At 54.5% G+C, this 7,816-nt stretch carries 8 protein-coding genes and 1 pseudogene; 2 read left to right on the top strand and 7 right to left on the bottom strand.

Annotation, left to right across the window (positions count from 1 at the left end):
• Positions 1 to 355, bottom strand: a pseudogene (locus RTM06_RS01355) (enolase); the annotation flags it as partial.
• Between the two features lie 198 nt (positions 356 to 553).
• Between RTM06_RS01355 and RTM06_RS01350 the strand changes: the two are divergent.
• Positions 554 to 1,567 (top strand): LacI family DNA-binding transcriptional regulator, encoded by a 1,014-nt coding sequence (locus RTM06_RS01350; protein WP_312179400.1) that lies wholly within the window; start codon positions 554 to 556, stop codon positions 1,565 to 1,567.
• Positions 1,568 to 1,659: 92 nt separating this feature from the next.
• On the top strand, positions 1,660 to 2,124 hold the full coding sequence (locus RTM06_RS01345) for a heme-degrading domain-containing protein (RefSeq protein ID WP_265301993.1): 465 nt from the start codon (positions 1,660 to 1,662) through the stop codon (positions 2,122 to 2,124).
• A gap of 56 nt (positions 2,125 to 2,180) precedes the next feature.
• Here RTM06_RS01345 and RTM06_RS01340 read toward each other — a convergent pair whose 3' ends face one another.
• The 6 genes from RTM06_RS01340 to RTM06_RS01315 all read right to left on the bottom strand — a co-directional run bounded on the left by RTM06_RS01340 (position 2,181) and on the right by RTM06_RS01315 (position 7,805).
• Entirely contained in the window at positions 2,181 to 2,459 is a 279-nt protein-coding gene (locus RTM06_RS01340; protein WP_256699100.1) for a helix-turn-helix transcriptional regulator, read from the bottom strand.
• A complete protein-coding gene (locus RTM06_RS01335; protein ID WP_256699101.1) occupies positions 2,449 to 2,769 on the bottom strand; it encodes a type II toxin-antitoxin system RelE/ParE family toxin in 321 nt (106 codons plus the stop codon). The genes RTM06_RS01340 and RTM06_RS01335 overlap by 11 nt, the downstream gene beginning before the upstream one ends.
• A 171-nt stretch (positions 2,770 to 2,940) precedes the next feature.
• Positions 2,941 to 4,254, bottom strand: a complete 1,314-nt coding sequence (locus RTM06_RS01330; RefSeq protein ID WP_312179394.1) for a cytochrome c — start codon at positions 4,252 to 4,254, stop codon at positions 2,941 to 2,943.
• Between the two features lie 2 nt (positions 4,255 to 4,256).
• Positions 4,257 to 6,026: a GMC family oxidoreductase gene (locus tag RTM06_RS01325; protein WP_258145505.1), complete on the bottom strand. Its 1,770-nt coding sequence runs from the start codon at positions 6,024 to 6,026 to the stop codon at positions 4,257 to 4,259.
• A gap of 18 nt (positions 6,027 to 6,044) precedes the next feature.
• Positions 6,045 to 6,773, bottom strand: coding sequence for a gluconate 2-dehydrogenase subunit 3 family protein (locus RTM06_RS01320; protein WP_312179390.1), 729 nt, complete (start codon positions 6,771 to 6,773; stop codon positions 6,045 to 6,047).
• A 207-nt stretch (positions 6,774 to 6,980) separates the two neighbouring features.
• Positions 6,981 to 7,805, bottom strand: a complete 825-nt coding sequence (locus RTM06_RS01315; RefSeq protein WP_179452422.1) for a sugar phosphate isomerase/epimerase — start codon at positions 7,803 to 7,805, stop codon at positions 6,981 to 6,983.
• Positions 7,806 to 7,816 lie beyond the last annotated feature (11 nt).

The raw sequence follows: 7,816 nt of genomic DNA, 5'->3' as shown, positions 1-7,816 counted from the left end.
CTGCCCACAGCAGTTTGGTGTAGATCTTATCGATATCGTTAGGATCTTCACCCAGCAGAGCGTCAGCAATTTCACAGGCATGCGCATAAATGCCCTGACCGCCGGCGCGTTTTGAATAGCTAAAGCCGATGCCTTGATAGCCATCGCGCGTTTCAATTTCCGCAACGATTATTGCCACTTCGGTTAATGGCTTTTGACGTCCGGTCAGTACTTTGGCATCGCTGACCGGCGTTGCCAGCGGCAAAAATGCCAGCGACAAATGGATCCACACAATACGATCGCCGCTGTCCGTGGCGTTGCCTGTAGCCTGCGTTTTGGCGTAGCTCACGGCGTTAGAATTCACACTCGACATGATGTTCTCCGGTAAATGATTGCGCTAACATTTTTGGTCCGCATTGCACTATGTGCCAGGAGTTAGGTTTAGTTATGTCTTGATGATCACAATTTTACCATTCTGCAATAATAATGATAGCCCTAACATTTTAGCGTTGAGCTGTTGTCACGTCTCACCAGACTGCTATGCTAGCGGCATCTGCATGAACCGTGAGCTGCCATGAAACCAACCAAACTGGTGCGCAAAGGCGCGCCAACGCTGGAAGATGTTGCCCGCGTCGCGGGGATTTCGCCGATGACGGTCAGCCGGGCGTTAAATTCGCCGCAGCTGGTGCGGCCGGCGACGATAGCCAAAGTGAAAGCTGCCATCAGCGCCACCGGCTATATTCCTAACGCCCAGGCCGGCAGCCTGGCGAGCAATCGCAGCCGCTTAATCGCGGTGGTAGTGCCGCAAATTAATAACAATATGTTCGTTGATACCATTCAGACGCTGAATGACACGCTCAGCGCGCACGGCTATCACATGCTGTTGTGCGTCACCGGCTATGAGACTGAAACCGAGGCAGAAACCGTGGCGACGCTGTTGTCGCGGCGTCCGGATGGCATCGTGCTGACCGGCATTCATCACAGCAGCCAGTTGAAAAAAGTGTTGTTGCAGGCCGAAGTGCCGGTGGTGGAGATCTGGGACATGACGCCAACACCGATCGACATGCTGGTGGGTTTTTCCCACGAAAAGGTCGGCGCGCGTGTGGCAGCGTACCTCGCAGAACGCGGTTATCAGCGACCAGGTTTGATTTGGACCGATGACCGCCGCGCGCTGCAGCGCAAGCAGGGATTACTCGATGCGTTAGCCGCTCAAGGCATTTCACCGCAAGTGGATGCGCCGATAGCGCTGCCAGCGCTGATGCAGCGCGGGCGCGAAGCCTGCGCTCAACTGCTGGATGCGCATCCTGATGTCGATGTGCTGGTGTGCAGTTCCGATACGCTGGCGCAAGGCGCATTAATGGAAGCGCAGGCACGTGGAATAAACGTGCCAAACCCACTGGCGGTGATTGGTTTTGGCGATCTGGATTTTGCCGCAGCCAATTTCCCCGCTATCTCGACGGTGCGCATTGAACGGCATCGCATGGGACAATTAGCGGCTGAGCAACTGCTGAACCGGCTGCGAGGCAATATTGTTGAACATCCCATTATCGATCTTGGCTTTGAGATGGTGCCGCGCGATTCCGGTTAGCGAAATCTGAAGTGAGAAGCTCATCACATGCGAAAAATATCTTCCATGTTATAAAATATGGAAAATTTATTTCAAATTGAGAGGTTCCTATCATGTCATCGCTGCCGTCCCTTGAAACCTTGCTGCAGCAGGAAGCTGAGCATCGTTTACCGCAGTTTGATTTCGATTTAGCGTGGCAAATCGGCCAAAGCATCCAGCAGCGTGCCCGTGAAGACAATGCGCCTGTGGCTATCGAAGTCTATGCGTTTGGACAGGTGCTGTTTCTGGCTGCGTTGCCAGGATCCGCTCCAGAAAATCTGGAATGGATGCGTCGCAAGCGCAATACCGTGCTGTTGACCGGTCATTCATCTCTGTATCTGGGGCTTTTCAATGAGCAGAAGGGCGAGCGTATGGCAAAGCAGGCTTATACTCGCCAGGAAGATTACACCGATCACGGTGGCTCTTTCCCGCTGCTTACTGCTCAGGGTGCGATCATCGGCGCAGTCACCATCAGCGGTTTACCTTCCGAAGACGATCATGCGTTAGCGCTGTGGGGGATTACCCAGCTGCTGCGCTGAGGTTGCTCGAATAAATAACGCCGGAAAATGAAAAATGGCCTCCGGCGTATTGATCATCAAAATAACAGAGTTGCTGAGCCAACGCCGCACGCTTTGGCGTATCGCGCGATGGTATCCAGGCTGGCAGAGGTAATGTTTTTTTCCATGCGCGAAACGGTTGGCGGTTTTACTCCCATTCGCTCTGCTACCTGAGCGCTTGTCAAACCCGCATTCTGCCGCCACTGTTTGAGTAGCGATTGCATCCGCGATTTACGCTCCTCAGCTTCCCATGCTGCACGATATTCGGGATCTTGCAGCATCTCTTCATGAATTTGATTATGAGTTTTATATTTCATTCTGCATTTCCTCCAGCCTTCGTAGGGCTTTCTCTATTTCTGATGATGGTATTTTTTGACTCTTCTTAATGAAAATACGCAGCATGTAAATTTTCTGTCCTCGCTGATACACCCAAAGTCCGCGTGAGATATCGCTACCAGACGTTCTAATCTCATACAGCCCATTTCCCAATGGTTTGGTATGAGGTTCACGGAGACTACAAGGATCGGTTTGCAGTCGATTGACGAGTTTTACAAACTTCACGCGAATGATTGGCGGTAATGACCTAAGTTCATCCTCAGCTGCTTCATGGTAGATAACCTCGAACACTGGCAGGGCCTCCGTGCGATAATTCTAACGATGATTCGTTATTAGCTCAACAGCTAATATTAGCCTTTGAGCTAATGATTCATGCTTAATCGAACGGAAGTTTAAAAGTATTCAAAAAACAAAAACGCCCGATGCGATCAACACATCGGGCGTTTTAATGCACAACAAACGCTATTTCATTGCCGGGACTTTAAGCTTATCGCCTGCGCCGGTGGCTTTACGCAGATCGGCCACCTGGCTGGCCTTAACTTCTGCAGCCTGATTTCCCCACGAATTCCTCACGTAGTTCAGCACATCCGCCATCTCCTGATCGTTAAGTTTCCAGGAGAACGCCGGCATGCCTGCGGATGTGGGGCGACCTTCGGTGTGCGGTGCGCGGGCACCGTCCAGCAGCGAGTGAATCATGTTGGTGGGATCGTTCTGCATTGCGCCATTGCCGGCAAAGGCGGGTGCCATGCCGGTGATACCTTCACCCGACAACCCGTGACACGCCGAACAATCCACTTCATAGCGCAGTGCCGCCTGATCGTGACGCGTTTTATCCATCACAAACCCGGCGGATTTCGGCGTGGAAGAGGCCGGTAAGCTGCGCAGATAAGTGGCGATAGCGTGCAAATCGCGATCGTTAAAATACTGCGTCGAGTGCTCAACCGCTTCCGCCATTGGACCCGCCGCCACGCTTTCGCCGTTAGAGCCGGTTTTTAGATAGTCAGCGATCTGTGCATCGCTCCACTTGCCAATGCCCGCGTGAGGATTTGGCGTGATATCCGGCGCGTACCAGCTGCCCAGATTGCCGCCTTGCAGGTACTGGCTGCTGATTTCGCCGCCCAATGCGTTGCGCGCGGTGTGACAAACGCTACAGTGCGCCGGACCATCAACGATGTATTTGCCGCGATTCCACTCGTCATTCTGCGCAGTTTGCGGCTTGAACGCGTTGTTATCGAAGAACAACAGGTTCCAGCCCGCCATCGCCAGACGAATGTTATACGGGAAATTCATGCCCGCATTCTCATCGATGGCGTTGTGCACCGGTTTTTGCGCCGAGAAGTAGGCCCAAAGATCGTGCATATCGCCATCGCTCATTTGGGTGTAAGCGGTGTACGGCATCGCTGGATAAAGGAAGCCGTGTTCGCCGCGTCCCTGACGCACCGCGTTGAAGAAATCGCGCTCGGTCATGTTACCGATGCCGGTTTCACGGTCTGGTGAAATGTTCGAGGTCTGCAGCGCGCCAAAGGGCGTATCGATTTTGTAGCCGCCGGAGAAGTCCGCATTGTGACAGGCGGCACAGTCGGCGAGGCGCATCACGTACTCACCGCGTTTGATGGCGGCATCGTCGTTGCTGTGGAAATCGGCCAGCTGCACCTTGTCATCGGCAACGTTGGAGCGCGCGCTGTCTAACACCATCCACAACCGGCCGGACGCCGCGATGCCTGCAATCACCGCCAGCGCGGCGAGCGTGTAGGTAATTTTCTTTGCTTTCGCCATGATTACGCCCCCACCAGCGGTGCCGGATTATTGATGTACTTCTGGTGGATCGCCTGCGCGGCGCGCACCGCGAGCGCACCTATGGTGATGGTGGGGTTATAACCGCCGTTGTTCGGGAAGGCGGATGCGCCGACCACAAACAGGTTGTGCGCATCCCAACTTTGCAGATACGGATTGAGTGCAGAAGTGCTGGGATCGGCGCCCATCACCGCGCCACCTATGGTGTGCGAGCTGTGCTGCTGATACGGATTCCAGCTCTTCTCCGCCTGGTTATCCACCACGATATGCTGGCCGCCGGTCTCTTTCATGATGTTGATAGCGCGATCGGTGACGTACTTCGCCATGCGCACATCGTTCTGGTTCCAGTCGAATGTGGTACGGATCAGCGGCTGGCCGTGACGATCTTTGTAGTTGGGATCGAGATCGAGATAGGCTTCGCGCATCGGCATCGAGGTACCCTGGCAGAAGATGGTGCCGGCGGTTTGGTAATCGCGCTTGTAGCCCGCTTTCCACTCGCTGCCCCAGCGTTTGGTGCCCGGACGCAGACCGTTCATGTTCTGAATCGGACGGCCGTTGGTGGAGAAGCCCATGATGCCCGCGCCGCCGATGAAATCGAGATCGCTGTGGTCGAAGTTATCGCCATTGAAGTCATCAATCTGCACCGCCAATGCGCCGCCGCCGATGAACGGATTCATGTATTCGTTATCAAAGAAGCCGGTGACGCTGGAGCAGGTTTGGTAGTTGTAGTTACGGCCAATGGTGCCGCGCCCGGTCAGCGGATTGTATTGCTCGCCCACGCCGGAGAGCAGCATCAGGCGCACGTTATCCATCTGATAAGCGGTGATGCAGACGATATCCGCCGGTTGGAAGCCTTCCACGCCATCCTGAGTAATGAATTTCACACCTTTCACCGTTTTACCGTCGTCATGTTTCACGGCATGCAGCACTTCAGTTTCGGTCAGCAGCGTGAAGTTTGGACGGCGCATCAGCACCGGCAGAATGCAGGCTTGCGGCGATGATTTGGAGAAGTTGCCGCAGCCGTGGAAGTCGCAGAAGCCGCAATACGTACACGGACCCATGCTGACGCCGAGCGGATTCACATAGGCTTGCGACAGGTTACCGGCAGGCACCGTGAACGGGTGATAACCCATGCTTTCGGTGGTTTTGCGGTACTTGCTCATCCAGTGCGTATCTTTCAGCGGCGGGGTAGGATAGTCGCGCGAACGCGGGCCTTCGAAGATATTGCCGCCTTTTTGCGGCTGGCCGTTGAGATTGCCCGCGATACCGGAGGTACCCGCAATACGCTCGAAGCGATCGTAGAACGGTGCCATTTCGTCGTAGGTCACGCCCCAATCCTGCAGTTGCAAACCCTGCATCTTCTTCGCGCCGTAGCGTTCACGGGTTTGCTTCGCCACTTCAAAATCCCACGGCGTAAAGCGCCATGACATGCCCGCCCAGTGTGTGCCGGCACCGCCGACGTTCCAGCCAAACTGAAACGCGGACCAGTTACGCACCGGCGCCGCCAGCTGATCGCTGCGGTTGCGGAAGGTGGTGGTTTCCACGCTCATTGGTTGCAGGATTTTGCGGCGCGTGTGGAAACGCAGTTCATCGGCATCAATGGCGACCGGAAAATCGGTCGAGGTATCGCGCCAGGCTCCGCGCTCAATGGCGACCACGTTGAGTCCCGCGCGGGTTAGCTCTTCCGCCATCACCGAACCGGCCCAACCTAAGCCGACGATGACCACGTCAGCTTTATTTCTAACTAATGACATTGACTCAGCTCCGGCTATTTAATCGTTAGGAATCAGACTGACGGGAATAAGCGCCAGATTTTCGTTGCGGCGTTCGATATAAGGGCGATAGTCATAGCGTGCGCCAGGAAAACCGATCATTTTCCAGCCCACCATATTTTTATTTCCGCCATAAATCGGATCCGCTAAATAGCTTTCACGCGCGTTTTGCAGCATTAATTCAAACAACGCCTGGCTATCCACGTCTTTTCCTAAATCGATCTTGCCGTCTTCCATTGCTGTCAGGAATGTATCGATCTGTTCAGCTGATAAGGTATGCAATGATGCCTGATGCTGTTGCTGCGCCCACTTTTCCAGCGCGGTTAAGCCGGTTAAATAGCGCGCTTTCGGTGGCGTGAGAAATTGCGGGCTGCCCATCAACGCCGTTTCATTTTCCGGATGCAGCGGCGCCTGCAAATAGAGCGCCGCGCCGGAGCCATAATCTCCGGCTAACTGGTTATCGAGGAACTCAATTGCGCCCGCTTCACTGGCGGATGGGCCAAGATCATCGGCGGGGATCAGGCGATCAAAAATGGCAGCCAGATTCTGGCGATCCAGCGGATTAGTGAGCACCTGATAACCGTCTTGCCATGCGGGTTGCGGCAGGTGATCGGGGCTGAGTTTGGTTTCCAGCGGGACATTGTGCAGCTCTTTTGCCCGCAGTTGCGGCGCGACGGCGAGGGATGCCACAATTCCACTGAGCGAAAAGAGCGCTTCTCTTCGGTTCATCCTTCTTATCCCTTAATCTTCAAGACATGAATATTGACAGAGCACGACGTTCAGATATTTCAGACGCAATGACATCGCGCTAAATAGCGCGCAGGCGCTAGCAACGAATCTGCGTTCGTTATTATTTTTTCAGAGGTGGGTTAATATTCGGTCTCCATTTATGGTGACCGTATTCGCGGGAAACCCGTTTATCGGGCGTCCTTTATGTTAATGAATATATTTATTCATATCTTCATAGCAGTGACGGGAAATATCCCACAGATCGTCTTCCCAATTCTGCGGACTTAACAGTTCCGGCGACCAAACGCCGTCGTAGCCGGTTGCTTTCACCGCCGCTACCCAGGCGGCAATATCGACATCGCCTTCGCCCGGCGCATAGTCGCGTTGTACCCACTCATCCCAGGCTTCGCCCGGTTTCGCCGCGCGACCATCGCAGAAATGCACGCCGTAAATCAGATCTTTATCCATGCGCGCCACTTCGGCAGGCGTGGTGCCGCCACCGGCATGCAGGTGCCAGAAATCCACCACCACACCAAGGTTGTCTTTGCCGCTCTGTTTAATCAGATCAAGCGCGTGTTGCAGTGAATTGAACGCGGTGAAGGCGACGACTTCAATCTGGAATTTGATACCGTGCGGTGCGCCGATATCGGCGATGGCGGAGATATTCTCCAGCAGGATGGCATCACGCTCGGCAGCGGACAGGTGATCGAGTTCGGTCAGCGCCATGATTTGCACTACCGGGCAACGCAGTTCCACCGCAGCCTGGCAGATTTTTTCCGCTTCGCGCAGCAGCTCAGCGCGTGCTTGTGGTTCATGGCGACCAATGCGTTTCAGCGCATTGATACAGGTAATATCGACGCTGTATTTCGCCATCAGCTCGCGGTAGGCAGCATAGCTGCCACCGTTTTCCAGATAGCGATACAGGTGTTCTGGCAGGATTTCCAGCCCACTAAAGCCTGTCTCATGGGCGATGCGTAACTGAGTGACGGCATTGCTGTACCAAACAGACACGCCATGCAACGACAACTTCATCTCTCCTCCTT

The organism is Pantoea sp. CTOTU46764, from assembly GCF_031974595.1.
In the GTDB taxonomy this organism is placed as follows: domain Bacteria; phylum Pseudomonadota; class Gammaproteobacteria; order Enterobacterales; family Enterobacteriaceae; genus Pantoea; species Pantoea trifolii.
The sequence above is the reverse complement of the archived record's forward strand: the minus strand, read 5'-3'. Positions and strand labels throughout refer to the sequence as shown.

What these genes read in the sequence shown, in the direction of transcription:
- RTM06_RS01330 (WP_312179394.1), bottom strand. Translation starts at nt 4,254, where the DNA reads ATGGCGAAAGCAAAGAAAATTACCTACACGCTCGCCGCGCTGGCGGTG.
- RTM06_RS01320 (WP_312179390.1), bottom strand. Translation starts at nt 6,773, where the DNA reads ATGAACCGAAGAGAAGCGCTCTTTTCGCTCAGTGGAATTGTGGCATCC.
- RTM06_RS01315 (WP_179452422.1), bottom strand. Translation starts at nt 7,805, where the DNA reads ATGAAGTTGTCGTTGCATGGCGTGTCTGTTTGGTACAGCAATGCCGTC.
- RTM06_RS01340 (WP_256699100.1), bottom strand. Translation starts at nt 2,459, where the DNA reads ATGAAATATAAAACTCATAATCAAATTCATGAAGAGATGCTGCAAGAT.
- RTM06_RS01325 (WP_258145505.1), bottom strand. Translation starts at nt 6,026, where the DNA reads ATGTCATTAGTTAGAAATAAAGCTGACGTGGTCATCGTCGGCTTAGGT.
- RTM06_RS01350 (WP_312179400.1), top strand. Translation starts at nt 554, where the DNA reads ATGAAACCAACCAAACTGGTGCGCAAAGGCGCGCCAACGCTGGAAGAT.
- RTM06_RS01345 (WP_265301993.1), top strand. Translation starts at nt 1,660, where the DNA reads ATGTCATCGCTGCCGTCCCTTGAAACCTTGCTGCAGCAGGAAGCTGAG.